This is a genomic window from Microbacterium suaedae (assembly GCF_003254645.1).
Lineage (GTDB): Bacteria > Actinomycetota > Actinomycetes > Actinomycetales > Microbacteriaceae > Microbacterium > Microbacterium suaedae.
In genome coordinates, this window is the sequence record NZ_PNFD01000001.1 from 586,877 (window position 1) to 613,462 (window position 26,586).

The window sequence follows — 26,586 nt, forward strand, 5'->3', positions numbered from 1 at the left end:
TGCGAAGCGGACGGGGGATCCGAGTGGATGCCCCGTCCGCCGCAGGCTGGATGCGTCAGGAGACGCAAGACTCCGACTGCGTGATCTCGCAGACCGCGCGGATGCCGTCGTAGAGCGAGTCCTCGACCTCGACGAAGCCGTACTCCGACTCCTCGGGCATCGGGCAGTCGTCCTCGCTCGAGCAGACGCCCGCCTCGATGAGGGCCGGGATGTTGAGCTCCTCCGTGAAGAGGCGCTTCAGCTCGGCCTCGAGGTCGTCGGGAAGCGCGTTGTTCGAGACGTAGGGGCTTCCGGGGATGACCTCGGACTTCCAGACGGTCTCGACGGCCCCGTCCTCCATCTGACCCGACTCGATGAGCGTCTCTTCAACCATCGCGTCGTAGGCGAAGCCCGCGTCGCAGGTGCCGTCGGCGACCGAGAGGGCCGAGCCGTCGTGGCTTCCCGCGACGACCGCCTCGACGTCCTCCTCGGGGTCGATGCCCGCGTCGAGCAGACCGGCCGACGGGAAGAGGTAGCCCGAGGTCGAGGTCGGGTCGACGAAGCACACCGTCTTGCCCTCGAAGCCCGCGATGTCGGTGATACCGCTGTCGGGGTTGACGATGCCGTACGACTGGTAGCCGGGCTCCTGGTCGGGCGCGTCGACGACCGCGCCGAGCGGCGTGATCTCGACACCGCTGTCGACGGCGACCGCGTACGAGAACGGACCGAGGCCGGCGATGTCGGCCTGTCCGGCGCGGAGCGCCTCGATGACGCCCGCGTAGCTCGTGGCCTCCTGCATCTCGATCTCGAGCCCGAGCTCCTGCTCGAGCGCGTCGATGATCGCGCCCTGCTGCTGGGCGATCGTCGACGACGACTCGGCGGGGATGACGGCGAACGAGAGCGACTCGGGCCAGTCGGCGCCGGCCTCGCCGTCGCCGTTGTCGTCGCCCGAGGCGCTGGAGCAGCCCGCGAGGGCGATGAGGCCCGCCGCCGCGACGGCGGCGAAGGAGGCACGCTTCGTGCGCGTGGAGATCATGTGTCTTCCATCCTGATGTGATCGTGCGTGCACGCCGGAAACCCGGCGCGGGGACGAATACACCGTGCGACCGTCTCCTGGCGGATTCCCCACCCACGGGCCAACAGACGGGATCCTCGAGGTGAACAGGTGTGCGACTTGCGCGACAAGTTCAGCTCGCCCGCGGTCACCCGCCGCCGAATCGGATCACGACGCGCACCCGGTCCTGCCGCAGCCAGGATCGACTGAACATGAGCGCCGCCCCGTTCTCGCTGTCGCGCGTGAACGTCTCGAGGCACCAACTCGGGGTCGTCTCGTCCAGCTCGAGCCGCGCTGACATCTCGGCTGGCGCGAAGTCAGTCGCGGCCCGCGACCATGCACGCACGGGGTCTCTCCCCGAGCCCCGCAGCACCTCGGAGAGCGATTCGATGGCCCGCAGGCTGACGGCGACGTTCTCGAGCACGCCCGGCGCGATCCATTCCTCCGCGCACGTCGCGATCTGATCGTCGATGTAGGCAAGCCGAACGAGGCGCGTGCACGGTTCACCCGCGGAAAGGCCGAGGAGGTCGCGGATGTCCTCGGGAGCCTCTCGCTCTGAAGTGTCGATGAGGAAGGTGCGCGGTGTCGCGCCCGCGCGCTCGACCGCGCGATGCAGAGAAGGTGCCCCATCTTGGGAGACGAGGTAGTCGATGCGGCGGTTCACGAAGGTTCCGGCGCCCTGCGATCGACGCAGGAGGAATCGGGCCTCGAGCCGCTCGATCGCGCGCCGGACGCTCGTGCGCGTCGCGCCGAATCTTCGCATGAGCTCGTGTTCGCTCGGCAGGCGGTCGCCCGGCGCCAGTCCGGCGATCTCCTCCTGGAGATGGGTGGCGATCTCCTGCACAGGGTCCACATCTCGGACGATAGAAACGCATCATGAACAGATATCGGACGCTCGGTGACGGCGAGGTGAAGTGGCCGGGGGTGGCCATCACGGCCCGCATACGGTGATCGAGTGAAGGAAATTTACGACGTCGCTGTCGTGGGGTCCGGCATCGTCGGTCTCGCCCACGCCGCCGCGGCACACGCCCGGGGACTCCGCACCATCGTCGTCGATCGCGCCGACCGGATCAGCGGGTCCACGGTGCGCAACTTCGGGCACATCGGCACGACGATGCAGGCCGGTCGGGCCCGCGAGCTCGCTGAGAGGTCCCGCGAGCTCTTCCTCGCGTACGCGCCCCGCGCCGGCTTCTGGCTCGCGCGCCGGGGAACGCTGATGGTCGCGACAGCCGAGGACGAGATGCAGATGCTGCGCGAGGTCGGGGAGGGTCGCCTGCTGGATGAACGGGAGGTGACCGATCTCGCTCCTGTCTCCGGCGCGGTCGGCGGTGCCCTCCTCAAGGACGATATGCAGGTGGATCCACGCGATGCCGCGAACGCGTTTGCCGTGTGGCTCGCGAACGAGGGCGTCGCGTTCCGGTGGCGCACGAACGCCCTCGGGGCCGAGACGGGCGTCCTGCACACGTCCCGAGGGGCGATCCGCGCCGAGAATATCGTGTTCTGCGTCAATCACGACGTCGACCACGTCTTCCCGGAGCTCGCTGAACGCCACTCCATCGAGAGGTGCGCTCTCGACATGGTTCTCGCGACGGGAATCGGCCTCGAGTTCCCCGTCCTCACGGGTTCCTCCATGCTGCGCTACTCCGCCTTCCGGCAGACGCCGACGCACGCGGACCTCCTCGCCCGGTTCCAGCGGGACCGCCCCGACATGATCGACTTCGACATCAATCAGATGTACGCCGAGGCCCCCGGCACGGGCTTGATCCTCGGCGACAGCCACCGCACGGAACTGGCGGCTATGCCCTTCCAGGACGAGCAGGTCTTCTCCCTCCTCCTGCGCGAGGCGCGACGCCTTTTCGGACTCTCGCACATCGATGTGCGACAGCGTTGGCAGGGCGTCTATGCGAAGGGGCCCGAGGACTTCCTGCACGAACGGGTCGCCGACGGCGTCTGGGCATCGGCCGTCACGACCGGAATCGGCATGACGACGGGGCTGGGCTTCGGCGAATCGGTCATCGACGGGATCTACGGAAACGAAGGAACATGAACATCTCTCTGGTATGCCTCGATATGGCGGGAACGACCGTGCAGGACGACGGCGCGGTCATGGATGCGTTTGCGCGCGCGATGGACGCGGTCGAGATCGCCGACGGCACCCCCGAACGCGAACGGGCGACGCAGCACACGATCGACACGATGGGGCAGTCGAAGATCGACGTGTTCCGCACTATCACCGGATCCGATGAGCGGGCGCAGGTCGCGAATCGCGCGTTCGAGGCCGCGTACCTCGATCTGATCCGCGGCGGCGCCGCCCGTCCCCTGCCCGGCGCAGAGGAGACGATCCGCGCACTGCAGGAACAGGGGATCCGCGTCGCGCTCACGACGGGCTTCTCCCCCGAGACCCGCGACGCCCTGCTCGACGCGCTCGGTTGGACGGGCCTTCCCGATGCCGCGTTCTCGCCCGCCGACGCTGGTCGGGGCCGCCCTTTCCCGAATATGAATCTCCACGCCGTACTGCGCCTCGGCATCGACGATGTGCGCGAGGTCGCCGTCGCGGGCGACACCGCGTCGGACATCCTGGCGGGGCTGCGCGCCGGCGCCTCGATCGTCGCGGGCGTGCGCACGGGGACGCACGGGGACGAGGAGTTCACGGCAGCCGGCGCGACGCACGTCCTCGACCGGGTGTCGGATCTGCCGGGGCTTCTCTAGACAGCTCGCGCGGCGTTCACTGCGGCGTCACCCGCACGACAGGTGGATCCGATGGAGTCGGGACGTCCCCGTCCCCCAACAGGAAGACACCCATGAAGATCACGCGCACCTGCGCCCTCAGCGCTCTCCTCATCGCGACGCTCGCCGTCCCTGCGCTCCCCGCCGTCGCGTCCACCCCGCAGCCCGGCGACCCGGGGGCGCCGGTCGAGATCTCCCCCGTCACCACGACGCGCAACACCGATGAGGTCGTCACGCGCGAGGCGTTCTCGGCGGACGGCGCCGAGGGCTGGTCGGCTTCCGGCTGGCAGTTCCTCACTCGGGAGGAGTGGACCGCCGACGTCGACGAGATGCGCACCCGCTTCGGCCGCGCGGACGACACGATCGCCGTCGCCGACCCGCAGCAGTTCGGCGGATCCTTCGACGCGACGCTCGAAAGCGCGCCCGTCGACGTGGCGGGCCTCGGATCCGTGCGCCTGAGCTTCGACAGTCATTACCGCGGATCCGCGGAGCAGGCCGGGACCGTGTCGGTCCGCTTCGACGACGGCGACACGACGGAGATCCTGCGCCTCGACAGCGAGAGCGTGACCGACGGCTACGACGCGCGGCAGATGAACGGCGCGCAGGACGTCACGGTCGACGTGCCCGAGGGCGCCTCCGAGGCCGTGTTCACGTGGAACCTCGCGGGCGACGCATCGTCGCGCTACTGGGCCATCGACTCGGTCGCCGTGCACGAGGTTCTCGCGGACGCCGAGGGCGAGCCGACGCAGGCCTGGGTGATGAGCGACATCCAGGGCCACCCGCACGACTGGCAGCACGCTCTCGGCGACTACAGCGAGATCGCGCCCGATGCCGACGCGATGGCGATCGTCGGAGACGTCGTCAACTCGGGCGCTGCGGCCGAGTGGGACGAGATCTTCGACGTCATGGACGCGACGGAAGAGATCCGCCCGCGTCAGACGATCGCGACGATCGGCAATCACGAGCGCTACGCGCCCGGCGGCTTCGACGCGAATCGCGACCGCTTCCTCGCGTTCGCCGAGCGAGACAGCGTCTGGGACGAGTACGTCGTCGAAGGCCCCGCCGGGGATCTGCCCGTGATCGCGCTCGGGCAGGAATTCGCCGGGCCCTCCGACGTGGCGATGTCGGAGGAGCAGGTGCGATTCCTGGAGGAGCGCCTCGCGCACTGGACGGAGCAGGGATCGCAGGTTCTCGTTCTCACGCACTTTCCGCTCGGTGACACGGTGTCGGCCTCGTGGATCCCCCACTACGCAAACCACCACCAGATGAACGACCGGCTCACGAGCATCCTCGGCAACTACCCGAACGCGGTCGTGATGTCGGGCCACACCCACTACCCGGCTGAGCTCGGCGACTGGGCCGTCCAGCGTCGCACGGCAGGCGGCCACCCCGACGGCTTCTGGGCCGTCAACACGCTCGCAATGCACGTCGAGTGGGACGCCCGCGGCGAAAGCACCTCGAACATCACCGAGGTCGTCACGCGCGACATCAATCAGGGACTCACGGTCGACGCTTACGGCGATCGCCTCGTCGTCACGGCGCACGACTTCGCGAGCGATGAGCAGCTGCGGCAGGTGACGATCCCGAACCCGCTCGTCGAGAGCGAGACCGACGAGGTCATCGCCGGCACGCCCGAGATCGTCTCGGAGCACCGCCTCGGCATCAAGCCGGGGGCCTGGCTCGCCGTCGACGAGGGCGCATGGCCGGAGGGCACCACGTTCTCCTACCGATGGCTCGCCGACGGCCGCGCGATCGATGGCGCGACCGGCCCGCGCTTCCACCTCACGGGCGCGTACAAGGGCGCCGACATCACGGTCGAGGTCACGGGCGCTGGCGTCGCTGCGGAGTCGGATCCCGTCCGCATCGACTGAGGCCAGGAGCGGAAGCGCCCGTCGCAGGCATGCGACGGGCGTTTCCGTCTCAGCGCCGCCCGAACAGGCCCTTGCGCCGGCGCTTCAGCTGCTTCTGCATGTGGATGACGCCGAGCCACCGACCGAACTTGAACCCGACGCGGCCCATGCGCCCGACCTCTTCGAAGCCGTGCTTGCGATGCAGGGCGACGGATCCTTCGGCGCCCTTGTCGCTGATGACCGCGACGATCTGCCGCAGACCGAACTCCTCGCTCGCCTCGACGAGGGCGCCGAGCAGCGCGTCGCCGAGTCCCTTGCCCGTCGCGCCGGGGCCGAGATAGATCGAGTTCTCGGCCGTGTAGCGATACGACGACTTGCCCGACCAGGGCGAGACGAGCGCATAGCCGAGAACCTGCCCCGACGGCGACTCGGCGACGAGGAACGGCAGTCCGAGCTTGCGGAGATGCTCGAACTTCTCGACCCACTGCCGGTGCGTCCAGCGCTTCTCGTCGAAAGTCACGACCGAGTTGGTCACGTAGTAGTTGTAGATCTCCCGGATGTCGGGGATGTCGCGCTCCTCGGCGGCGCGGATCTCGTACGCGAACGGCTGCTCAGGCGCGGGGCGCCTGCGCAGGTGCCGCGGAAGGCGGCGGCGCTTCTGGTATTCCTCGGGAAGCATGCGCTCACACCACCTGCCAGTCGACGGGATCCGCTCCCTGCTGCGCGAGCAGATCGTTCGCGCGCGAGAACGGGCGGGATCCGAAGAAGCCCCGGCTCGCCGAGAGCGGCGACGGGTGCGGCGACTCGATGCGCGGGGTGTCGCCGAGCAGGGGCACGAGGCTGCGCGCCTGCGCGCCCCAAAGGATCGCGACGAGCGGGCCTCCGCGCGCGACGAGAGCCCGGATGGCGTGCTCCGTGACGCCCTCCCACCCCCAGCCATGATGCGAGGCCGGCTGGCCCGGCGACACGGTGAGCACGCGGTTGAGGAGCATGACGCCCTGATCCGCCCAGCTCGACAGATCGCCGTGCGGCGCCGGATCGATTCCGAGATCGGCCTGCAGCTCCCGGTAGATGTTGCCCAGGCTGCGCGGCAACGGGCGCACATCGCGGCTCGTGGCGAACGACAGCCCGATCGGATGGCCCGGCGTGGGGTACGGATCCTGTCCGACGATGAGGACCTTCACCTCGTCGAGCGGACGCTCGAAGGCGCGCAGAACCCGCGGCCCCTCCGGCAGATAGGGAAGACCCTCGGCGCGCAGGCGTTCGCCGAGCCGCGCGATGTCGTCGGAGACGGGCGCGAGCGCGCGCGCCCACCCGGCGTCGATGAGGCCCGCCTCTGCGAGCTCAGGAAGGGAACGGCCCGGCATCACGCGCTGGGGGCGAGGCCGGCGTCTTCCTCGACGACGGAGCCGGCCGCCGACCACGGGAAGTCGATCCAGAGCCCCGTGTCCTTCCAGGCGAAGTCGGGCTGGATGATGGTGGAGGGCTTCGTGTAGATCGTGACAGATCGCACGTCGGCGCCCTTCTCGCTCAGCATCTCGACCGCCATCTTCAGTGTGCGACCCGAGTCGGCGACATCGTCGACGAGCAGCACCCGCCGCCCGTCGAGGTAGTTCATGTCGAGCTCGGGCGGCAGCACCTCGGGGGCGTCGAGCACGGTGCCGATCCCCGTGTAGAACTCCATGTTGATCGCGCCGCAGTTCTTCGCGCCGAGCCCGTAGGCGATCGCGCCGGCCGGCAGCAGCCCGCCGCGGGCGATCGCGACGACGACCTCGGGCTCGAATCCGGCCGCGACGATCTCTCGCGCGAGGTCGCGGGTCGCACGGCCGAAGCCGTCCCAGGTGAGCGTCTCGCGCTCGATGTGTTCGTCTGACATCGGGGTCCTTCTGTGGGAGGGGGATCAGCTGCGCGGCGCGAGCGGGCCGCGGTGCACGAGATGCTGCGCCGCCTGGGCGACAGGTCGCATCGTCACGAGATCCAGGTTCACATGTCCGGGTGCGCTGAGGCTGTATACGATGACGTCGGCGACGTCGTCCGCCGTGAGCGGAGCATCGACCCCTTCGTAGACGGCATCGGCCGCGGCGGCGTCGCCGAGGCGCACGAGGGAGAACTCCTCGGTGCGCACCATGCCGGGCGCGATCTCGATGACGCGGATGGGCTCGCCGACAAGTTCGTGGCGCAGAGCCTGCGGCACCATCGACTCCGCCGCCTTCGCGGCGTTGTAGCCGGCACCGCCCGGATAGGCGGTCTGCGCAGCCGTCGAGGTGAGGAAGAGGGTGTCGACGTGCGTGCTCTCGGCGCGGGAGGTGCGCCGCAGCTGTGGCAGGAGCGCCTTCACGAGCCGCTGCGCCGACAGGGCGTTCATCTCGTACATGCGCAGCCAGTCGTCGCTGTCGCCGTCTTCGACCCGGTCCACTCCCCGCGCGCCACCCGCGACGTGCACGAGAGCGTGGAGAGGCGCGGATCCCGTGAAGGCGGCGAGCGCGTCGACGTCGGCCGCAACCGTGAGATCCGCCGCGAAGACCTCGCATCCGGTCTCGAACGCGAGCTCCTCGAGCCGATCGGCCCGCCGCGCAACGCCGACGACTTCCCAGCCGCGCTCGCGCAGCGCGACGACGCTGGCCCGCCCGATGCCCGAACTCGCCCCCGTGACCACAGCGCGTCTCGTCATGCGTCCAGAGTACTGCGCCGATGTGACGCAGGGTTTCCCGATGCTTGGCGCGCCGGTCCGGGCATCGTACTGTCGAGTTATTCCCAGCCGACGCGCTGCCCACGACCCATCAGGGGGAATCATGACCGAGACGTCCGATTGGCGCTTCGAGACCCAGCAGATCCACGCGGGCGCGCAGCCCGACCCGACGACGGGTGCGCGGGCGACGCCGCTCTACCAGACCACGGCCTACGTGTTCCGAGACGCCGAGCACGCGGCGAACCTCTTCTCGCTCGCCGAGCCCGGCAACATCTACACCCGCATCATGAACCCGACGCAGGACGTCGCCGAGCAGCGCATCGCGGCGCTCGAGGGCGGCACCGGTGCGCTGCTCGTCGCGAGCGGGCAGGCGGCCGAGACCTTCGCCGTGCTCAACATCGCCGAGGCGGGCGATCACATCGTCTCGTCGAGCTCGATCTACGGCGGCACGTTCAACCTCTTCAAGTACACGCTCGCGAAGCTCGGCATCGAGACGACGTTCGTCGAGAACCAGGACGACCCCGACGAGTGGCGCCGCGCGATCCGCCCGAACACGAAGCTGTTCTTCGCCGAGACCGTCGGCAACCCGCAGGCGAACGTCCTCGACATTCGGACCATCGCCGACATCGCGCACGAGAACGGCCTGCCGCTGATCGCCGACAACACGATCGCGACGCCGTACCTCATCCGCCCGTTCGAGCACGGCGCCGACATCGTCGTGCACTCGGCGACGAAGTTCCTCTCCGGCCACGGCACCGTCGTGGCAGGCGTCATCGTCGACGGCGGCTCCTTCCCGTGGTCCGAGCACGCCGATCGCTTCCCCGGTCTGACCGAGCCCGATCCCTCGTATCACGGCGTCAGCTACACGGGCGTCCTGGGCGACGCCGTCGCGTTCATCACGAAGGCGCGTGTGCAGCTGCTGCGCGACCTCGGATCTGCCGTCGCCCCGAACAACGCGTGGCAGCTCATCCAGGGCATCGAGACGCTGTCGCTTCGCATCGAGCGCCACGTCCAGAACGCGCAGGCGATCGCCGAGTGGCTCGAGCAGCACTCCGATGTGGCGTCTGTCAACTACTCGGGCCTCCCGTCGTCGCCGTGGCACGAGCGGGCGACCCAGTACGCGCCGAAGGGCGTCGGCGCCGTGCTGTCGTTCGAGCTCAAGGGCGGCGTCGACGCGGGCCGGACCTTCGTGAACTCGCTCGAGCTGTTCAGCCACCTGGCGAACATCGGCGATGTGCGCTCGCTCGTGATCCACCCCGCTTCGACGACCCACTCGCAGCTCACCCCCGAAGAGCAGCTCGCGGCGGGCGTCACGCCCGGTCTCGTGCGCCTGTCGGTTGGGCTCGAGAACGTCGACGACCTCACGGCGGATCTCGACCAGGCCTTCGCCGCCGCACTCGGCTGAGGCTCGCCCCTCCCGCCAACCCTTCATTTCTGGCACATCCCTGCACGGCAGACCGTGCGGGATGTGCCAGAAATGAAGGGTTGGTGCGTAAGCGGGCAGAATAGGGAGTCTATGGACTGGCAGATCTCCGAGGACACGGTGCCGTCGGCCCCTGTGACGGAGGCCGACGCGCGCTCGATGGCGGGGCGGCCGCCGGCGTCCGGCGCGTGGCAGGACGGCGACCCCGCCGGACACCGCCTGTTCGCCTGGCTGGGCCCCTTCACGACCGAGCGCGGCGCCACCCTCCCCCACATGCGCCTCGCGTACGAGACGTGGGGCGAGCTGAACGCCGACGGGTCGAACGCGGTGCTCGTGCTGCACGCCTTCACGGGCGACAGCCACGTGCGCGGCGAGGCGGGTCCGGGCCACCCGACCGCGGGTTGGTGGGAGGGCATCGTCGGCCCGGGGTGCCCCGTCGACACCGACGAGCTGTTCGTTGTCGCGCCGAACATGCTGGGCGGCTGTCAGGGATCCACGGGGCCCGCGAGCATCCACCCCGACGGCGACCAGTGGGCGTCGCGCTTCCCGTACCTCACGGTGCGCGACCAGGTCGACGCACAGCGCCTGCTCGCCGACCACCTTGGCATCGACCGCTGGCACGCCGTGATCGGCGGATCCATGGGGGGCATGCACGCGCTCGAATGGGGCGTCACGCATCCGGGCCGCGTCTCGCGGCTCGCCGTCATCGCCGCGCCCCCGGCGAACACCGCCGACCAGATCGCGCTCAACTCGACGCAGATCGAGGCGATCGAGATCGATCCGGGCTTCGCGGGCGGCGAATACTACGAGGCCGGCCCCGGTGAGGGACCGCACCGCGGGCTCGCGCTCGCGCGTCGCATGGCGATGCTCAACTACCGCGGCATCATCGAGCTCAACAAGCGCTTCCAGCGCTCGTGGCAGTCGGATGTGAGCCCGCTCGGTCACGGCGGGCGCTTCGCCGTCGAGTCTTACCTCGACTTCCACGGCAACAAGTTCACCCGGCGCTTCGACGCGAACACCTACATTCGGCTCGTCGAGGCGATGGACTCACACGATGTGGGGCGCGACCGCGGCGGCATCGAGGACGCGCTTCGCCGCGTGACCGCCCGCAGCCTCGTGGTGGGCATCGACACCGACCGGCTGTTCCCCGTCGAGGGCCAGCACCGGATCGCGAAGGGCATCGGCTCGACGATCCACGGCGACGAGGCCATCGTCATCACGAGCGACTTCGGCCACGATGGCTTCCTCATCGAGGCCGACGTGCTCGGCTACCACCTGCGCACACTGCTGTCGGAATAGCGGGACGGGATCGCGCGCTATGCGGCGAGCGCCACGCGGCGCCGTTCGGCCGCGAAAGCGATGCCCGCGATGACGAGCCCCGCCGTCGCGAGGACCGCGGCGAGCCACGCGGGGGCGACGTACCCGAGTCCCGCCGCGATCACGACGCCGCCCAGCGCGGCGCCAACGCTGTTGCCGATGTTGAGCGCCGAGTGGTTGAGGGCGGCGCCTATCGCCTGGTGGTCGCCGGCGACGTCGAGCAGGCGCAGCTGGATCGCGGGCGTGACGGCCTGCCCGGCGACGCCGAAGACGAACAGCGAGGGCATGAGAGCGAGCGACCAGCTGGACATGACACCGACGACAAGAGAGGCCGCGGCCATCGCGCCCAGGCCGGCCACGAGCGTCCGAGGCACGCTGATGTCGGCCAGCCGACCGCCGAGGATGTTGCCGACGACCATGCCGAGGCCGAGCGCGACGAGGGCGACGGGCACGGCCCACTCCGGGGCGCCGGCGGCCTCCGTCACGAGTGTCGAGACGTAGCTGTAGACGGCGAAGAACGCCCCGAAACCGATCGCGCCGATCGCGATCGTCGTCCAGACCTGCGGGATCCGGAACACCCCGAGCTCGCGCGCGAACGATCGGCTCGGATCCCCGGGCCGCGCGGGGATGAACACGGCGCACATGACGAGCGCGAGCGTGAACACGAGGGCGACGACGACGTAGGCCGCGCGCCAGCCGAGGTGCTGCCCGAGGAAGGTGCCGCCCGGCACGCCGACGAGATTCGCGACCGTGAGCCCCGTCATGACCATCGCGACGCCCCAGCCGCGCCGGCTCGGGCCCAGCAGCTCGCCCGCGACGATCGCCGCCATGCCGAAGAAGGCGCCGTGCGGCAACCCCGCGAGGAAGCGCGCGAGAACGACGAACTCGAACGTGGGCGCGGCGACCGTGAGGATCCCACCGACGAGCAGCGCCGCGACGAGTGCGATCATGACGCGGTTCCGAGGGAAACGCGAGACGATCGCCGCGATCGTCGGAGCGCCGACGACGACGCCCAGCGCGTAGACGCTGATGAGGATCCCGGCGCGCGCGACCGCGTCTTCGGGGCTCGCCTCGTGCACTGCGGGCAGCAGATCGCCCGCGATGGCGGGCAGCAGCCCCATCGAGACGAACTCGGTCATGCCGATGCCGAATGCGCCGATGGCCATGGAGAGGAGCGCCATCTTCGCCGCACCCCTCGACTCAGAAGTCGAGGAAGTCACCCCGAGAGTCTACGGGCTCGCGGATCCGCGATCGTTCAGAGGTGCGCGGCGGTCGTTTCGGCACGTCAGAATGACCATCCGGCACCGGCGAGCGGGCCCTACTCCCCGATCGCCTGTTCCAGGCGGTCGAGCTTGCCGTCGATCTCGCCTTCGTATCCCGGGCGGATATCGGCCTTCAGCACGAGCGAGATGCGGGATCCGTACGGCTCGACGGCCTCGGTCGCCCGCTTCACGACGTCCATGACGGTGTCCCAGTCGGGGCCTTCGATCTCGGTGAACATCGACGAGGTACGGTTCGGCAGACCCGACTCGCGCACGACCTTCACGGCGGCGGCGACGGCATCGTGCACGGATCCGTCCTCGCGCCCCGTTCCGGACGGGGCGACGGAGAAGGCGACGAGCATCAGATTCCTCCTGACAGCGTGGTGGGCGTGCGCGCGAGACGCACGACGGCCCAGATCCCGAGCATCACGACGAGCGCGTTGCGCAGCGCGAGGACCGTGATCGCCACGGTATCGGTCACGAGGATCAGGTCATAGAGCACCGGATACACGAGATGCGTGACGAGCGCGGTCGCGAGCGCGAGCAGCGCCGGTCCCGAGGCGCGGGCGCGATCCCACACGAACCACGCGACCAGCGGCGCGATGAGCCACGTCTGGAACTGCGGGGATCCGACCTTGTTGCACACGATCAGCGCGACGACGAGCGCGAGAGAGAGCGGCGGGAGGATCCGCGCCCGCGGGGATCCGCGGTGCACCCGCCAGACGCCGAGCGCGCAGATGGCGATGACGCTCGCCGCCATGAGAGGACCGAGAACCGCGGCCGTCTGCTCGACGCCCGCGCCCGTCACCTGGAACGTGAGCATCTGCTGGTCGTAGTAGATCTCCGCCCCGCCCAGGCCGAAGAGGAACGGCGTCGCGGCGACGGCCTCGATCTGCAATCCGCGCTCGCCCTGCGTCGTCACAAAGCCGAGCAGGTGCTCCGCCCCGCCGGCGAGGGCGACGACGCCGACGATGACGGCCGAGACGACGGCTCCGCCCACGACGACGTGCCCGCGGCTGCGGAGCGCCACGACGAGCGCCGCGACGAGCGCCGCGGGCCACACCTTGATCCACGTCGCGGCGCCGAGGAGCGCCCCCGCGACGCGCGGGTGTGCGCCCGCGAGCAGCAGTCCGACCACCGCGAGCGGCACCGTGACGGCGTCGAGCCGGAACAGGGCGATCGGACCGAGCAGGAGCACGAATGAGGCCCAGAACCACCCCGCGACGAGCCGCCCACGCGATGTCCCCCTCCGGACGAGCAGTGCGAAGGCGACGATGTCGAGCATCGTGACGAGAACGGCCCACCCGAGCGAATAGGACGAGAACCAGACGAGGGTCTGCGCGAGGACCATCGGGGCGAGCGCAAGAGGCGGATACACCCACGCCTCGGTGACGCCCATGATGCCCTGGCCGCTCAGGGCGAGCTCGCTCCACGGCTCGTAGACGAGGTAGGTGTCACCCATCGGCTGATTGGGCCACAGCCAGCCGAGCGCCGTCGACGCGGCGTGGGCGAGGAGAAAGGCGGCCCACACCGCGACGACGGGCACGATCGTCCGTCGATCCGCACGCACCGTCGTCACGCGGCGGCCTCCGCGAAGGCCTGCGGGAGGGCGGTCGCGACATCGAGCGCCGTGAGGGGGTGCCCGGGGCCGGACGCGATCCGGCCCGCCGTGCCGTGCAGCCAGGCGGCCGTCGCGGCGACGGGACCCAGTTCTTCGACGTCGATCTCGTCTGCCGGACGCGACGCGACGGCAGCCGCGAGCAGGGCACCCATCGCGCCGGCGAGCACATCGCCCGTGCCACCCGCCGCAAGCCACGGGGTTCCGGCGCGCACGACGGTCCACCAGCCGCCCGGCGTCGCGACAATCGTGTCGGCTCCCTTCAACAGCACGACGCCGCCCAGGGCGACGGCCGTCTCGCGCACGACCAGCACACGCTCCCGGAATCCGCCGGCCAGCCGCTCCTGAAGCGGATCCACATCGATATCATCGACGCCCAGACCGAGGGGGATCCGCACCTCCCGCAGCTCACCCGCGTGCGGCGTGACGATGAACGGGCCGTGCGCTCGCGCCGCAAGGTCGAGAGCCCCGGCATCGATCACGAGCGGGGCGGGCGAGGCGAGCATCGACAGAATCATGTCGGTCACGTCCTCGCCGCGCGTGCGTCCGTCGATGCCGCTTCCGACGACGCCCGCGTCGATGCGGCCCCCGCCGACAACGGTCTCGGGGCGCCGCTGCAGCACGAGACGACCCACCTCCGGATCGCCGATCCACCGCACCATCCCGGCGCCTGCACGCCACGCGCCCTCCGCGGACAGCACGGCTGCGCCCGGATAACGTGCGCTGCCCGTCAGCAACACGACGGAACCGCGGGAATACTTGTGATCGTCACGCGTTGGGACGCGAAGTACGGAGGAGGCGTCGTGGGCAGTCCACTCGTCGTCGTGCCATCCGTGTCCGCCGGGCATGCGGCAAGACTATCCCGTGCGCCCGGCCCGTCGTCCTGAGGAAAGGTCACCATGAGCCAGCTCTTCTCGCCTCTCGCCATCCGCGAGGTCACGTTCCGCAACCGACTCTGGGTGTCGCCCATGTGCATGTACAGCGCGACGGACGGCTTCGTGAACGACTGGCACCACGTGCACCTGGCGCAGTTCGCGACGGGCGGCGCCGGGCTCGTCGTCGCGGAGGCCACCGCGGTCGTCCCCGAGGGGCGCATCTCCCCCGAGGACGCCGGAATCTGGAGCGACGCCCACGCCGATGCGTGGCGCGGGATCGTCCGCGCGATCCGCGACCGCGGATCCGTCGCCGGAATCCAGCTCGCCCACGCCGGACGCAAGGCATCGACGCACTCGCCCTTCGCCGACGCACAGGGATCCGTCCCCGCCGAGGAGGGCGGCTGGACGACCGAGGCACCGTCCGCTCTCGCCTATGAGGGCTTCGCCGAGCCCGAGGAGATGACCGCCCCGCGCATCGCCGAGGTCGTGGACGCCTTCCGCGCCGCCGCGCGCCGCTCGGTCGACGCCGGCTTCGAGGTGATCGAGGTCCACGCCGCGCACGGCTACCTGCTGCACGAGTTCCTCTCGCCGCTGACGAATCGGCGAGCCGACGAGTACGGCGGATCCCTCGCGAACCGCGCGCGGTTCACTCTCGACGTCGTCCGCGCCGTGCGCGCCGAAGTCGGCGAGGACATCCCCGTCTTCGTGCGGTTCTCGGCCACGGACTCCGCGCCCGGCGGCCTCGAGGTCGACGACGTCGCGCAGGTCGCCGCGTGGGCGCGCGACGCCGGCGCCGATCTCTTCGACATCTCGTCCAGCGGGCTCGTCGCCCACCAGAAGATCGAGGTCGGCCCCGGCTACCAGGTGCCGTTCGCGGCCCGCGTGCGCGAGGCGACCGGCGCGCTGACGGGATCCGTCGGCATCATCACGAGCGGAGCGCAGGCCGAGGAGATCCTCGCCGCCGGACAGTCGGACGTCGTCTTCGCCGGCCGCGAGTGGCTGCGCGACCCGCACTTCGCTCTCCGTGCCGCAGGCGAGCTCGGCGAGGATCCGGAGTCGATCTGGCCGCCGCAGTACATCCGCGGCTACCGCGCCCCCGCGCTCGCCCGCTCCTGAGACACACGACGACGCGGCCGGACCAATCGGTCCGGCCGCGTCGTCGTCAGAGGGTCAGCGTCCGAGCGCGCGCTTCATCAGCTCGGTGTGCTCGATCGCGTGGACCTTCGAGGATCCCGTCGACGGCGCCGCCGCCGCCGGCCGCGAGACGACCGTGAGGTCGCGGTCGATCGCGCTGCCGAGCCACTGCTGAATGAACGGCCAGGCACCCTGGTTCTCGGGCTCGTCCTGCACCCACACGATCTCCGCGTTCGGGTACTGCACGAGCACGCGCTTCAGCTGCTCGGCCGGCGCCGGGTAGAACTGCTCGAGACGCACGAGGGCCGTCTTCTCGTCGGGGCTCTTCTGCAGCTCCGAGGCGAGATCCCAGTGGATCTTTCCGGAGTGCAGCAGCACGCGAGTCACCTGTGTCTTGTCGAGACCGCGGTCGTCATCGAGCACGGGCTCGAACACGCCCTCGGCGAAGTCGGCAACCTCGCTTGTCGCGCCCCGCAGGCGCAGCATCGCCTTCGGCGTGAACACGACGAGCGGGCGACGCGGCCGCGAGTAGGCGTGGCGGCGCAGCAGATGGAAGTACGACGCGGGCGTCGAGGGGCGCGCGACCGTCATGTTGTCCTGGGCGCACAGCTGCAGGAAGCGTTCGATGCGCGCCGAGGAGTGGTCGGGGCCCTGGCCCTCGTAGCCGTGCGGCAGCAGCATGACGACAGCCGACTCCTGGCCCCACTTCTGATCGGCCGCGGAGATGAACTCGTCGATGATCGACTGCGCGCCGTTGACGAAGTCGCCGAACTGCGCCTCCCAGAGCACGAGGGCGTTCTTCTTCTCGACGGAGTATCCGTATTCGAAGCCGAGCGCCGCGTACTCGCTGAGCAGCGAGTCGTACACGCTGAAGCGTGCCTGGCTTTCGGAGAGGTTCGACAGCGGCAGCCACTCCTGGCCGTTGGCGCGGTCGTGGAACACAGCGTGGCGCTGCACGAACGTGCCGCGACGCGAGTCCTGACCGACGAGGCGCACCGGCGTTCCCTCGAGCAGCAGAGATCCGAATGCGAGCAACTCGCCGAAAGCCCAGTCGACCTTGCCTTCGCGGCTCATCTGCAGGCGCTTGTCGAGCAGCTGCTGCAGCTTGCTGTGCACCGTGAAACCGCTCGGCTTGTTGGCGTGCGCGTCGCCGATCTGAGCCACGACATCGACGCCGACGCCCGTGGCATCGGGCTCACCCTCGATCTCGGGCTTCATCTGCTCGGGGCTCACGACGGGGATCGAGCCGGTCTCGGCCGCATGCGTCTCAGCGAACGCCACTTCGAGACGGTTCTGGAAGTCGGCCTTGGCCGCCTCGTACTCCTCTTCGGTGATGTCACCGCGACCGACGAGAGACTCGGTGTACAGGCGTCGCACCGATCGCTTCGCCTCGATGAGGCCGTACATCAGCGGCTGCGTCATCGACGGATCGTCGCCCTCGTTGTGCCCACGCCGGCGGTAGCAGACGAGATCGATGACGACGTCGCGATGGAACTTCTGCCGGAAGTCGAACGCGAGCTCGGCGGCCCGGACGACTGACTCGGGATCGTCGCCGTTCACGTGCAGGATCGGCGCCGCGATCGTCTTGGCGACATCGGTCGCGTACCGCGACGAACGCGCGTCCTGCGGGAGGGTCGTGAAGCCGACCTGGTTGTTGACGACGATGTGCACCGTGCCGCCCGTGCGGTAGGCGCGCAGCTGCGACATCTGGAGGGTCTCGACGACGACGCCCTGGCCAGCGAAGGCCGCGTCACCGTGCACGAGGATCGGCAGCCACGGGAAGGTGCCCTTCTCGTAGCGATCCTGCTTCGCGCGCACGATGCCCTCGAGCACGCTGTCGACCGTCTCGAGATGCGACGGATTGGCGGCGAGATAAACGTCGATCTCGTTGCCGTCGGTGCCCCGGAACGTGCCCTCGGTGCCGATGTGGTACTTCACATCACCGGATCCGCGCTTGTTGCCCGGCAGCGCCCCCTCGAACTCGCTGAACACGTCGCCGTAGGTCTTGCCCGCGATGTTCGTCAGCACGTTGAGGCGACCGCGGTGCGCCATGCCGATCGCGGCGCCCTGCATGCCCTCGCCCGCCGCGCCGTCGATGATGCGGTCGAGCATCGGGATGAGCGATTCGCCGCCCTCGAGCGAGAAGCGCTTCTGGCCGACGTACTTCGTCTGCAGGAACGTCTCGAACGCCTCGGCTTGGTTGAGCTTGCCGAGGATGCGCAGCTGCTCGTCGTGATCGGGCTTCTCGTAGGGACGCTCGAGTCGCTGCTGGAACCACTCGCGCTGCTCGTGGTCCGGGATGTGCATGTACTCGATGCCGATCGTGCGGCAGTACGTGTCGCGCAGAACGCCGAGAATGTCGCGCAGCTTCGCCTGGCGCTTGCCACCGAAGCCCCCCGTGACGAACTCGCGCTCAAGGTCCCAGAACGTCAGTCCGTGCGACTCGATCTCGAGATCGTGATGCTCGCGCTGCGTGTAGGCGAGGGGATCGATGTCGGCCATGAGGTGGCCGCGCACGCGGTAGGCGTTGATGAGCTCCTGCACGCGCGCCGTCTTGTCGACTCGCTCGGCGAGGTCGACCGACACGTCGGAATTCCAGTGGATCGGCGCGTACGGGATGCGCAGAGCGGCGAAGATGTCCTCGTAGAAGGTGTTCTTGCCGATGAGCAGTTCGTGGACGATCTTGAGGAACTCGCCCGATCCGGCACCCTGGATGACGCGGTGATCGTAGGTGCTCGTGAGGGTGATCGTCTTGCCGATCGCCATCTCGTTGAGCGTCTTCGGGCTCGCGCCGGCGAACTCGGCCGGGTAGTCGAGCGCACCGGCGCCGATGATGCACCCCTGCCCCTTCATGAGGCGCGGCACGGAGTGCACGGTGCCGATGCCGCCGGGGTTCGTCAGCGAGACGGTCGTGTCAGCGAAGTCGGCCGCCGTGAGCTTGTTCGCGCGGGCGCGGCCGACGAGGTCCTCATACGACTGCAGGTACTCGCGGAACGTCAGCGATTCGGCGTTCTTGATGCTCGGGACCATGAGGGCGCGCGTGCCGTCGGGCTTCGGCAGGTCGATCGCGATGCCGAGGTTGATGTGCGCGGGCGCCACGACGCTCGGCTTGCCGTCGATCTCGGCGTAGTAGACGTTCTGGCTCGGGAACGCCTTGAGCGCCTGGATCAGCGCCCAGCCGATGATGTGCGTGAAGGAGACCTTGCCGCCGCGCGTGCGCGACATGTGGTTGTTGATGACGATGCGGTTGTCGATCATCAGCTTCGCCGGGATCGTTCGCACCGATGTCGCCGTCGGGACCGAGATCGACTGGTCCATGTTCTTGGCGAGAGTCTTGGGCATGCCCTTGAGGGCGGTGACCTTGTCTTCGGCCGGCTCCTGTTCGGGCGCCTCGTCCCTCTTCGCCTCAGGCTCGGCCGGGATCGGCGCAGCCGCCGCGGGCTTGGCCGTCGTCTTCGCGACCGGCGGGGCGCTCGGAGCAGGCTTCGTGACGGCGGGCTTGGCCGGAGTCTCGGCTGCAGCCCCGCCGTTCCGAGCGGCGTACTGCTCCATCACAGGCCACCATTCCTTGTCGACGGCGTTCTTATCGACCTTGTACTGCTGGTAGAGCTCGTCGACGAGCCATTGATTGGCCCCGAACTCTCCTTCGCTCGACGTACCGACACCCGTCACCTGACTCGACACGGTCAGATCGCCCACTTTCATCGAAGAATGATGCTCGTCGCGTGCGGCGGAACGATCCGCGCACTCCACGCTCCAGCGTATCCCAGCGCGAGGCAGGTTTCTCCCGGCGACGCGACGTTCCAGTGCTCTATGATCGAGGGATCATGGACGACCCTCCAAGTAGCAGACCCACGCCCCCGGATCCGCGTCGTCACGCGCGCCCCGCCCGAGAGGACGGTGTGACGCGGTCGTGATGGACTGGATCATGCTGGGCGTGGGGCTCATCCTCATCGTCGGCACTGGCATATTCGTCGCCAGCGAGTTCGCACTCGTCAATCTCGACCGCGCAGACCTCGAGGCCCGGCAGGCCCGCGGTGAACCGCGCCTGTCGCTCACGATCAACGCGTTGCGCCACACCTCGACTCATCTGTCGTCCGCGCAGCTCGGCATCACTCTCACGACGCTCCTCACTGGGTACACGATGGAGCCCGCGATGTCGCGGCTCCTCGACCCCGTGCTCTCGTCGTGGGGGATCCCTGACGCGGGTGCAGCGGCGATCTCGACGGTCCTCGGCATGACGATCGCGACGATCCTGTCGATGATCCTTGGCGAGCTCATCCCGAAGAACTTCGCGCTGTCGCTCCCCCTGGCGACCGCGCGCCTCGTCGCGCCCGCTCAGATCGCGTTCACGACGATCTTCCGCCCGGCGATCGCCGGGCTCAACGGCAGCGCGAACGCCATCCTTCGGGCGATGGGCGTCGAGCCGAAGGAGGAGCTCTCGGGCGCGCGCACGGCCGAGGAGCTGTCGAGCCTCGTGCGCCGCAGCGCCCTGGCTGGCGTCCTCGAGGAGGACACCGCGACGCTGCTGGACCGCTCGCTCACCTTCGCCCGCCTGACGGCCGGCGACGTGATGACACCGCGTCCGCGCATGCACGCGATTGCGGTCGGCGAACCGGCCGACGAGGTCCTCCGCCTCGCCCGTCAGACCGGCCACAGCCGCTTCCCCGTGTACGACGACGACCTCGACGACATCGTCGGTGTCGTGCATCTCAAGGCCGCGGTTAGCGTGCCGCGCGAGAAGCGACGCGAGGTGCCCGTCGGGGCCCTGCGAACCGAGCCGTTGCGAGTACCGGAGACGGTGCACCTCGACCAGATGCTGTCTGAGCTGCGCAGCCGCGGCTATCAGATGGCCGTCGTCGTCGATGAGTACGGCGGGACCGCGGGCGTCGTCACGCTCGAGGATCTCGTCGAGGAGATCGTTGGAGAGGTGTCCGATGAGCACGATCGCCGCCGCGTCGACGTCGTACGGCACCGCGACTCCGTCACCTTCCCCGGAAGACTCCGCCCCGACGAGGTGCGCGATCGCGCCGCCATCGACGTGCCCGAATCCGACGACTACGACACGGTCGGCGGATACATCATGAGCGTTCTCGAACGCGTCCCCTCTGTGGGCGACACGGTGCGCCTCGACGACGGATCCTTGGAGGTCGTCCGCATGGACGGCCACCGCGTCGACCGGGTGCGATTCGTCGCGGATCCGCTCCCCGCGGAGATCGCCGAGACCGCCGACACCGATGGAGGTGCCCGATGAGCGACTGGGCAGGACTCGCGTGGCTCGTCGTGCTTCTGCTCGGCAACGCCTTCTTCGTCGGCGCCGAGTTCGCCGTCATCTCGGCCAAGCGCTCGCAGATCGAACCGCGCGCCGAGAAGGGCTCGCGCGCCGCCAAGACAGCCCTGTATGCGATGGAGCACGCGACGGCGATGCTCGCGACGAGCCAGCTCGGCATCACGATCTGCTCGCTGCTGATCCTCAACGTCTCGGAGCCGGCGCTGCACCATCTGCTGCTGGCGCCCCTCCAGCTCACGGGAATGGCGGAGGCCGCGATCGATACAGTCGCGTTCCTCATCGCCCTGATCTTCGTGTCATATCTGCACGTCGTCTTCGGCGAAATGGTCGCGAAGAACCTCGCTTTCAGCATCCCCGACCGGGCCGTGCTGCTGCTCGCGCCGCCGCTCGTGTGGGTGTCGAAGGTCTTCGCGCCGGTCATCTGGCTGCTCAACGGCGTCGCGAACGCGGCCCTGCGCCTGTTCGGCGTCGAGCCGAAGAACGAGGCATCGTCGACCTTCACGCTCGACGAGGTGGCCACGATCGTCAGCCAGTCCCAGCGCGAAGGCGTGCTCGATGATGCTTCCGGAACGGTGGCGGCGGCGCTCGAGTTCACCGACAAGGTCGCGGGCGATGTCGCGGTGCCGCTTGAGAAGCTCGTCACGCTCCCCGAGACGGCGACACCCGCCGACCTCGAGCGTGCCGTCGCCACGCACGGCTACTCGCGCTACGTCATCGTCGATGAGGCCAGTGAGCCGATCGGCTACGTGCACCTCAAGGACGTGCTCTGGAACTCCGGCGACAGCGGCGATCGGCACGCGAGCGAGCCGATCCCGTCGAAACGGATTCATCACATGGTGCCCGTCGGCCATGCGACCGAACTCGAGGACGCGCTCGCCCTGATGCGTCAGCAGGGCCGCCACCTCGCGCGTGTGCGGGCCGATGACGGACGCACGGTCTCCGTCCTGTTCCTCGAGGACATCATCGAGGAGCTCGTCGGCGAAGTCCACGACGCGACGGAACGGTCCCGCCGGCGCTGACGCGGGCCCGACCGGGTCGCGGGTGCGAAGGGGCCGTTCGCACGCGTCGAATCGACCGTCTCGCACCCGCGAGCGAGTGCGGCGGCGGGTCAGCCGGCGGCGCGGAAGATCTCGCGCGCCGTCGGTGCGTCGTCCGGGACGTGCACGCGTTCGATCGCGTCGCCCGCAGCGAGCGTGCCCTTCCGGACCACGCGGAAGTAGGTGCCGAGTCGTCGCGCCTCGGCGAAGCGCCTGACCCAGCCCTCGTTCTCCAGCCCCATGCGGCGCGCGAACGTCATGCACGGGCTGCGCGGCATCGTCGCCTCGATCTCAACGTCGCCGATGCGCCACCGCTCCCCCACGCGCGCGCCCGAGACGTCGATGCCCTTCGTGCGGAGGTTCTCGCCGAAGAGCGTGCCGTGCGGGATCTCGCGACCCAGCTCGGCCGCCCACCAGTCGGCGTCCTCCTGCGCGTATACGTAGACCGCTTTGTCTTCGCCGCCGTGGTGCTTCCGGTCGGCCTGCACATCGCCGTAGACACCAAGCGGGCCGACGCGCATGCGCCCCGGCACGGGGCGCTTGTCGATCGCGGTCGTGCCGACGGATCCGGGATCCGCGTGAAGCCGGTGCACCGCGCAGACCGCGAGGAGGGTGGCCATGGGTGTCAGTACCAGATCGAGAGCCGCGGCGCCGTACGGACGCGGAGGGCGTCCGAGAGCGCGGCGATCTTCTCCGGATCACCCGCCACCCGGCCTGCGGCCTGGAGAGTCTCGAGGCGCACGGATCCGAGGTAGGCGGCCGAGAGGGCTCCGATATCGAGGGTCACTTCGGCGCGCTCGCCGTCCGCGAGCGGCTCGACACGGACACCATCGGCGCCCATCTGCGCGACGGTCCAGGCGCCGTCCGCGAGGCCGATCGGATCCGTCACGCGCAACCGCACGCCGAAGGCCCCCGAAAGCGAGCGCGCACGCAGTGCGGCGGGCACGTCGAGGATTCTCAGCCAGCCGTGATCGTGCGGCCGCAGCGTGACGCCGCGGGGGTCGGCGACCAGCCACGGCAGGGGATCATCGGTCGCCTGCAGATCGGCTCGGACCGTGCTGACGAGGTCGTAGGTGATCGCGAAGCGCCAGAGTGCCGCGTGCGCGTCGGGGGTTGCGGCGACGAGATGGCTGATCTCGAGCACGTGGGAGGAGAAGCTCTCGCCGTCATTGACACGGAAGGCCATCGCACCGACGAGGGCTCCGGACTCGTCGATGGCGCGAACGCCGCGGATCTGACGGGGCTTGTCGACGCCTTCGACAAGGCCGGCCCGCTGGCGCCAGCGGTTCGTCCATGCCCTGACATCGCCGGGCCGCTCTGCGAATGTGCGTTCGTGCAACTCCTCGAGATCGGCGGCGACCTGCTCGCGCTCGACGAACAGCACGCGGACCGCGGGGTCCGTGGCGCCCCATCCCGCGCGGCGCGTGTCGACCGTGATCTCGCTGGCGGGAGCGGCAGGCGCGAAGCCGTACCTGCCGTAGATCGTCGCCTCGCTCACGGTCAGACCCGCGATCGCGAGGCCCGCGTCCCTCGCCGCCCGCAGCTCGCCCTCGAGCATCGCCCGGGCAATGCCGCGACGGCGGTGAGTCGCCGACACCGTCACATCGCTGATCGCCCACATCGGCATCCGGCCGCCGGGAATCGCGAGCGACATGACCCAGGATGCCTCGGTCGCGACGGGGTAGGGCTGCGCGGCTGTGGGGTCGTAGACGGCGATGGCGCGGCGCGTCTGCTCGAAGAGCTCACGCTCGGCGGCGATCTCGGCGTCCGTCGGCTCCTCGCCGAGGAATCCGCGCGCCGACGAACGCAGGAAGTCGTCGAGCGCGTCGCCCGAGACGATGCGGTAGTCGAGGCCGCCTTCGGCGAGGCGGGCGCGGGAGGTCTCGTCAACAGGAACAGTCCGGGCATCGATGTGGCTCACTCGACCAGCCTACGGAATCCGGAAGATCCCGCGGACGGCGAAGCCGGATCCGCCATCAGGCGACGGAATCTTCTCGCCCTTTTGGCGGGAAGATTCAGTGAGGCTCCGCCTGCACGTCCCGTAGCTTCGCGATGACCTGGGTGCGCAGATCAGCGGGGGCTGCCTCTTCGCTGCAGGCGCGGTGCACCGCGACCGTCAGGGTACGGGCGACGGTCGCCTCGTCCTGGCACCCGGGGCAGTTCGCGATGTGCTCCCGGATCTCGGTATGCGCCGTCTGGCAGCAGCCGATCTCGCCACGCACGAATGCCTCGAGGTCGGCGCGCGTCTTCTCACAGCCGCAGTCGCTCACTTTTCCACTCCTGTTCTCGCCGCGGCGATTCCTCGTTCTGCCGCGTATCCCCGCAAGCGCTCGCGCAGCAGCCGCCGGCCGCGGTGCAGACGGCTCATGACGGTGCCGATCGGGGTCTTCATGATGTCGGCGATCTCCTGGTAGGCGAATCCCTCGACGTCGGCGAGGTACACCGCCATCCGGAAATCCTCGGGCAGGTCCTGCAGCGCGTCTTTCACGGCCGATGCCGGCATGTGATCGATCGCCTCGGCTTCGGCTGAGCGGTGGCTCGACGCGGTCGTCGACTCCGCCCCGCCGAGCTGCCAGTCCTCCAGGTCGTCGATCGCGCCCTGGTAGGGCTCGCGCTGCCGCTTGCGATACCCGTTGATGTACGTGTTCGTCAGGATCCGGTACAGCCACGCCTTCAGGTTCGTGCCCTGCGTGAACGTGTGCCACGACGAGTACGCCTTGACGAATGTGTCCTGCACGAGGTCCGACGCATCCTGCGGATTGCGCGCCATGCGCATCGCCGCGCCGTACAGCTGGTCCATGTACGGCAGCGCCTGCTCCTCGAACTGTGTCCGAGGGTCAGCGGGCGGGGAGGTCTCGTCGGCTTCGTCCATCACCGGCCAGCCTACGCGGGTGCGCGCATCGTGCACGCGCGGGGCTTCCGCAACACACGCCGTGGAAATCATCCGTCACCTCGTCTCGATCCTTCACTAGGGTGGAACGCGATGACCACGCGAGGGTATTCCCCCACGTCCGCAGCCCCGACCGATGCGCCCCGGGGTCCGTTCGACGCGCCGACGGCGACGGATCCGCTGAGCGCGACCGTCACGGTGCCCGGCAGCAAGTCGCTGACCAACCGAGAGCTCATCCTCGCGGCGTTGGCCGACGGGCCGGGCCGCATCGAGGCGCCGTTGCATTCCGCCGATTCGCATCGCATGGGCGACGCGCTGCGCGCGCTCGGTGTGAAGATCGAGCGCGTATCCGGCGAGAGTCCGTTCGGCGATGACGTCGAGATCACGCCGTCGCGGGATCTGCGCGGTGGCTGCGAGGTCGACAGCGGCCAGGCCGGCACGGTCATGCGTTTCGTCGCCCCGCTTCTCGGACTCGCCGATGGCGATGTGCGGATGACGGCCGATGAGAACGCGCTGCACCGCCCGATGGGCACGATGATCAAGGCACTCCGCGATCTGGGCGTCGACATCGACGACGGCGGTTCGTGGAGCCTGCCGTTCACGGTCCACGGCCACGGCCACATCCGCGGCGGAGAGCTCGAGATCGACGCGTCCGGATCGAGCCAGTTCGTCTCGGGCCTCCTGCTCGCGGCCCCCCGCTTCGATGTGGGGCTGCACCTCAAGCACGTCGGCGAGCGCCTGCCGAGCATGCCGCACATCGAGATGACGCTCGAGGCCCTCTCGCATCGCGGCGTCCACGTCGAGCGCCCGTCCCCGAACGAGTGGATCGTGCCGGCGACGCTGCCGCGCGGGAAGACGATCGCGATCGAGCCCGATCTGTCGAACGCGGCCCCCTTCCTCGCGGCCGCCATGGTGGCGGGCGGCTCCGTGACGATCCCGTCGTGGCCCGCGCACTCGACGCAGCCGGGCGGCCACCTCACCGAGATCCTGTCGCTGCTCGGCGGCCGTGTGACGCGTCGGGGCGGCGCCGTGACCGTGACGGCGGGAAAGACGATCCACGGTGTCGACCTCGACCTGTCAGCCGTGAGCGAGCTCACTCCGACGCTCGTCGGGCTGGCGGCGTTCGCCGACTCGCCGTCATCGTTCACGGGCATCGGGCACATTCGCCAACACGAGACCGACCGCATCGCCGCTCTCGTCGAGAACCTTCGCGCGCTCGGCTGCGGCGCCGAGGAACTGCCCGACGGGATCCGCGTGATCCCGTCGGCCCGGATGCACGGCGGCACATGGAAGGCATTCCACGACCACCGCATCGCCACGACGGGAGCGCTCGTCGGCCTGCGCGTACCCGATGTCGTCATCGATGACATCGGCACGACCGGCAAGACGATGCCCCAGTTCGCCTGGCTCTGGCAGCACATGCTCGACGCGTGAGAATGCG

Annotated in this window: 24 protein-coding genes; 9 read left to right on the plus strand and 15 right to left on the minus strand. The window is 69.5% G+C overall.

All coding sequences use genetic code 11. The features are described from left to right. Positions 1-55 precede the first annotated feature (55 nt). Positions 56-1,015, minus strand: coding sequence for a phosphate/phosphite/phosphonate ABC transporter substrate-binding protein (locus C0012_RS02625; protein WP_110588330.1), 960 nt, complete (start codon positions 1,013-1,015; stop codon positions 56-58). A gap of 166 nt (positions 1,016-1,181) precedes the next feature. Continuing rightward, positions 1,182-1,886 (minus strand): GntR family transcriptional regulator, encoded by a 705-nt coding sequence (locus tag C0012_RS02630; protein WP_110588329.1) that lies wholly within the window; start codon positions 1,884-1,886, stop codon positions 1,182-1,184. A gap of 102 nt (positions 1,887-1,988) precedes the next feature. On the opposite strand from C0012_RS02630, the gene C0012_RS02635 reads away from it, so the two are divergent. The 3 genes from C0012_RS02635 to C0012_RS02645 all read left to right on the plus strand — a co-directional run bounded on the left by C0012_RS02635 (position 1,989) and on the right by C0012_RS02645 (position 5,631). After that, positions 1,989-3,080 (plus strand): TIGR03364 family FAD-dependent oxidoreductase, encoded by a 1,092-nt coding sequence (locus C0012_RS02635; RefSeq protein ID WP_110588328.1) that lies wholly within the window; start codon positions 1,989-1,991, stop codon positions 3,078-3,080. After that, positions 3,077-3,742, plus strand: a complete 666-nt coding sequence (locus C0012_RS02640) for a phosphonatase-like hydrolase (RefSeq protein WP_110588327.1) — start codon at positions 3,077-3,079, stop codon at positions 3,740-3,742. The genes C0012_RS02635 and C0012_RS02640 overlap by 4 nt, the downstream gene beginning before the upstream one ends. Before the next feature lie 92 nt (positions 3,743-3,834). Next, positions 3,835-5,631 carry a DUF4073 domain-containing protein gene (locus tag C0012_RS02645; RefSeq protein WP_232527747.1) on the plus strand — a complete coding sequence of 599 codons (1,797 nt, stop codon included), beginning with the start codon at positions 3,835-3,837 and terminating at the stop codon, positions 5,629-5,631. 49 nt (positions 5,632-5,680) lie between these two features. Here the strand turns inward: C0012_RS02645 and C0012_RS02650 are convergent, their stop codons facing one another. Genes C0012_RS02650 through C0012_RS02665 form a run of 4 tightly spaced genes read right to left on the minus strand, consistent with a single transcriptional unit; the run spans position 5,681 to position 8,281 of the window. Then, complete coding sequence (locus tag C0012_RS02650; RefSeq protein ID WP_110588326.1) at positions 5,681-6,289, minus strand: GNAT family N-acetyltransferase; 609 nt, start codon at positions 6,287-6,289, stop codon at positions 5,681-5,683. Positions 6,290-6,293: 4 nt separating this feature from the next. Beyond that, complete coding sequence (locus C0012_RS02655; RefSeq protein ID WP_110588325.1) at positions 6,294-6,977, minus strand: uracil-DNA glycosylase; 684 nt, start codon at positions 6,975-6,977, stop codon at positions 6,294-6,296. Continuing rightward, positions 6,977-7,486 carry a phosphoribosyltransferase gene (locus C0012_RS02660; RefSeq protein WP_110588324.1) on the minus strand — a complete coding sequence of 170 codons (510 nt, stop codon included), beginning with the start codon at positions 7,484-7,486 and terminating at the stop codon, positions 6,977-6,979. Before C0012_RS02660 ends, C0012_RS02655 begins: the two co-directional genes overlap by 1 nt. Positions 7,487-7,510: 24 nt before the next feature. Then, positions 7,511-8,281, minus strand: coding sequence for an SDR family NAD(P)-dependent oxidoreductase (locus C0012_RS02665; RefSeq protein WP_110588323.1), 771 nt, complete (start codon positions 8,279-8,281; stop codon positions 7,511-7,513). A 121-nt stretch (positions 8,282-8,402) separates the two neighbouring features. Here C0012_RS02665 and C0012_RS02670 point away from each other — a divergent pair, with 121 nt between their 5' ends. Further along, positions 8,403-9,704, plus strand: a complete 1,302-nt coding sequence (locus C0012_RS02670; RefSeq protein ID WP_110588322.1) for a bifunctional o-acetylhomoserine/o-acetylserine sulfhydrylase — start codon at positions 8,403-8,405, stop codon at positions 9,702-9,704. 111 nt (positions 9,705-9,815) lie between these two features. Beyond that, positions 9,816-11,021 (plus strand): homoserine O-acetyltransferase MetX, encoded by a 1,206-nt coding sequence (gene metX / locus C0012_RS02675; protein ID WP_110588321.1) that lies wholly within the window; start codon positions 9,816-9,818, stop codon positions 11,019-11,021. Positions 11,022-11,038: 17 nt separating this feature from the next. Here metX and C0012_RS02680 read toward each other — a convergent pair whose 3' ends face one another. The 4 genes from C0012_RS02680 to C0012_RS02695 form a co-directional block, all read right to left on the minus strand. Continuing rightward, positions 11,039-12,259, minus strand: a complete 1,221-nt coding sequence (locus C0012_RS02680; protein WP_232527748.1) for an MFS transporter — start codon at positions 12,257-12,259, stop codon at positions 11,039-11,041. A gap of 98 nt (positions 12,260-12,357) precedes the next feature. Next, on the minus strand, positions 12,358-12,663 hold the full coding sequence (locus C0012_RS02685; protein WP_110588319.1) for a thiamine-binding protein: 306 nt from the start codon (positions 12,661-12,663) through the stop codon (positions 12,358-12,360). Continuing rightward, positions 12,663-13,880 (minus strand): glycosyltransferase 87 family protein, encoded by a 1,218-nt coding sequence (locus C0012_RS02690; protein ID WP_232527749.1) that lies wholly within the window; start codon positions 13,878-13,880, stop codon positions 12,663-12,665. The genes C0012_RS02685 and C0012_RS02690 overlap by 1 nt, the downstream gene beginning before the upstream one ends. Further along, entirely contained in the window at positions 13,877-14,767 is an 891-nt protein-coding gene (locus tag C0012_RS02695) for an ADP-dependent NAD(P)H-hydrate dehydratase (RefSeq protein WP_110588318.1), read from the minus strand. Before C0012_RS02695 ends, C0012_RS02690 begins: the two co-directional genes overlap by 4 nt. Positions 14,768-14,818: 51 nt before the next feature. Here C0012_RS02695 and C0012_RS02700 point away from each other — a divergent pair, with 51 nt between their 5' ends. Then, the gene (locus tag C0012_RS02700; RefSeq protein WP_110588317.1) at positions 14,819-15,910 is read left to right on the plus strand and encodes an NADH:flavin oxidoreductase/NADH oxidase; all 1,092 of its coding nucleotides are present in this window, start codon (positions 14,819-14,821) and stop codon (positions 15,908-15,910) included. A gap of 54 nt (positions 15,911-15,964) precedes the next feature. Here C0012_RS02700 and C0012_RS02705 read toward each other — a convergent pair whose 3' ends face one another. Beyond that, the gene (locus C0012_RS02705) at positions 15,965-19,612 is read right to left on the minus strand and encodes a multifunctional oxoglutarate decarboxylase/oxoglutarate dehydrogenase thiamine pyrophosphate-binding subunit/dihydrolipoyllysine-residue succinyltransferase subunit (RefSeq protein ID WP_232527797.1); all 3,648 of its coding nucleotides are present in this window, start codon (positions 19,610-19,612) and stop codon (positions 15,965-15,967) included. Positions 19,613-19,844: 232 nt separating this feature from the next. On the opposite strand from C0012_RS02705, the gene C0012_RS02710 reads away from it, so the two are divergent. Next, the gene (locus tag C0012_RS02710; RefSeq protein WP_110588316.1) at positions 19,845-21,182 is read left to right on the plus strand and encodes a hemolysin family protein; all 1,338 of its coding nucleotides are present in this window, start codon (positions 19,845-19,847) and stop codon (positions 21,180-21,182) included. Beyond that, a complete protein-coding gene (locus C0012_RS02715) occupies positions 21,179-22,237 on the plus strand; it encodes a hemolysin family protein (RefSeq protein ID WP_110588315.1) in 1,059 nt (352 codons plus the stop codon). The genes C0012_RS02710 and C0012_RS02715 overlap by 4 nt, the downstream gene beginning before the upstream one ends. Before the next feature lie 89 nt (positions 22,238-22,326). Here C0012_RS02715 and C0012_RS02720 read toward each other — a convergent pair whose 3' ends face one another. From C0012_RS02720 to C0012_RS02735, 4 genes are all read right to left on the minus strand, one after another. After that, positions 22,327-22,875 carry an MOSC domain-containing protein gene (locus C0012_RS02720; RefSeq protein WP_110588314.1) on the minus strand — a complete coding sequence of 183 codons (549 nt, stop codon included), beginning with the start codon at positions 22,873-22,875 and terminating at the stop codon, positions 22,327-22,329. Between the two features lie 5 nt (positions 22,876-22,880). Continuing rightward, on the minus strand, positions 22,881-24,176 hold the full coding sequence (locus C0012_RS02725) for a GNAT family N-acetyltransferase (RefSeq protein ID WP_110588313.1): 1,296 nt from the start codon (positions 24,174-24,176) through the stop codon (positions 22,881-22,883). Positions 24,177-24,270: 94 nt separating this feature from the next. Further along, positions 24,271-24,525: a zf-HC2 domain-containing protein gene (locus C0012_RS02730; RefSeq protein ID WP_110588312.1), complete on the minus strand. Its 255-nt coding sequence runs from the start codon at positions 24,523-24,525 to the stop codon at positions 24,271-24,273. Further along, positions 24,522-25,127: a sigma-70 family RNA polymerase sigma factor gene (locus tag C0012_RS02735; RefSeq protein ID WP_198411045.1), complete on the minus strand. Its 606-nt coding sequence runs from the start codon at positions 25,125-25,127 to the stop codon at positions 24,522-24,524. The genes C0012_RS02730 and C0012_RS02735 overlap by 4 nt, the downstream gene beginning before the upstream one ends. Before the next feature lie 111 nt (positions 25,128-25,238). Between C0012_RS02735 and aroA the strand changes: the two genes are divergently transcribed. After that, positions 25,239-26,579, plus strand: coding sequence for a 3-phosphoshikimate 1-carboxyvinyltransferase (gene aroA / locus C0012_RS02740; protein ID WP_110588310.1), 1,341 nt, complete (start codon positions 25,239-25,241; stop codon positions 26,577-26,579). Positions 26,580-26,586: the final 7 nt, after the last annotated feature.

Bases quoted from the DNA above. Each gene is read 5' to 3' on its own strand.
- C0012_RS02655 (WP_110588325.1), bottom strand. From the start codon at position 6,977: ATGCCGGGCCGTTCCCTTCCTGAGCTCGCAGAGGCGGGCCTCATCGAC.
- C0012_RS02695 (WP_110588318.1), bottom strand. From the start codon at position 14,767: ATGCCCGGCGGACACGGATGGCACGACGACGAGTGGACTGCCCACGAC.
- C0012_RS02735 (WP_198411045.1), bottom strand. From the start codon at position 25,127: ATGGACGAAGCCGACGAGACCTCCCCGCCCGCTGACCCTCGGACACAG.
- C0012_RS02660 (WP_110588324.1), bottom strand. From the start codon at position 7,486: ATGTCAGACGAACACATCGAGCGCGAGACGCTCACCTGGGACGGCTTC.
- C0012_RS02715 (WP_110588315.1), top strand. From the start codon at position 21,179: ATGAGCGACTGGGCAGGACTCGCGTGGCTCGTCGTGCTTCTGCTCGGC.
- aroA (WP_110588310.1), top strand. From the start codon at position 25,239: ATGACCACGCGAGGGTATTCCCCCACGTCCGCAGCCCCGACCGATGCG.
- C0012_RS02650 (WP_110588326.1), bottom strand. From the start codon at position 6,289: ATGCTTCCCGAGGAATACCAGAAGCGCCGCCGCCTTCCGCGGCACCTG.
- C0012_RS02720 (WP_110588314.1), bottom strand. From the start codon at position 22,875: ATGGCCACCCTCCTCGCGGTCTGCGCGGTGCACCGGCTTCACGCGGAT.
- metX (WP_110588321.1), top strand. From the start codon at position 9,816: ATGGACTGGCAGATCTCCGAGGACACGGTGCCGTCGGCCCCTGTGACG.
- C0012_RS02625 (WP_110588330.1), bottom strand. From the start codon at position 1,015: ATGATCTCCACGCGCACGAAGCGTGCCTCCTTCGCCGCCGTCGCGGCG.
- C0012_RS02700 (WP_110588317.1), top strand. From the start codon at position 14,819: ATGAGCCAGCTCTTCTCGCCTCTCGCCATCCGCGAGGTCACGTTCCGC.
- C0012_RS02665 (WP_110588323.1), bottom strand. From the start codon at position 8,281: ATGACGAGACGCGCTGTGGTCACGGGGGCGAGTTCGGGCATCGGGCGG.
- C0012_RS02645 (WP_232527747.1), top strand. From the start codon at position 3,835: ATGAAGATCACGCGCACCTGCGCCCTCAGCGCTCTCCTCATCGCGACG.
- C0012_RS02710 (WP_110588316.1), top strand. From the start codon at position 19,845: ATGGACTGGATCATGCTGGGCGTGGGGCTCATCCTCATCGTCGGCACT.
- C0012_RS02670 (WP_110588322.1), top strand. From the start codon at position 8,403: ATGACCGAGACGTCCGATTGGCGCTTCGAGACCCAGCAGATCCACGCG.
- C0012_RS02685 (WP_110588319.1), bottom strand. From the start codon at position 12,663: ATGCTCGTCGCCTTCTCCGTCGCCCCGTCCGGAACGGGGCGCGAGGAC.
- C0012_RS02640 (WP_110588327.1), top strand. From the start codon at position 3,077: ATGAACATCTCTCTGGTATGCCTCGATATGGCGGGAACGACCGTGCAG.